Source organism: Sphingomonas sp. Leaf412, assembly GCF_001425405.1.
Taxonomy (GTDB): Bacteria; Pseudomonadota; Alphaproteobacteria; order Sphingomonadales; family Sphingomonadaceae; genus Sphingomonas.
This window is the reverse complement of sequence record NZ_LMQP01000003.1, coordinates 244,206-244,532: the sequence shown is the minus strand read 5'-3', so window position 1 is coordinate 244,532 and position 327 is coordinate 244,206. Positions and strand designations below refer to the sequence as shown.

Genomic DNA, 327 nt, shown 5'->3' with positions numbered 1-327 from the left:
CGACATCCTGGTCGTGCAGGGCGGCGAGGCCGGGGGGCATTGCGGCGAGGTGTCGACGATGGTGCTGGTGCCCGAGGTGATCCGCGCGATCGGGGGCAAGGTGCCCGTACTGGCCGCGGGCGGGATCATGACGGGCGCGCAGATGGCCGCGGCGATGGCGATGGGCGCGGACGGCGCGTGGACCGGATCGGTCTGGCTCGCCACCCCCGAAAGCGAGACGAGCGAGGCGTTCCGCGAGAAGATGGTCGCCGCCACCTCGCGCGATGCGGTCCGCTCGCGCAGCCGTACGGGCAAGCCGTCGCGCCAGCTGCGCTCCGCCTGGACCGA

1 protein-coding gene is annotated in these 327 nt (G+C 73.7%); it reads left to right on the top strand.

The genetic code is table 11. The features are described 5' to 3' along the window. A partial coding sequence (locus ASG29_RS17490) for a nitronate monooxygenase (RefSeq protein WP_235532922.1) occupies positions 1–327 on the top strand: 327 nt, incomplete at both ends.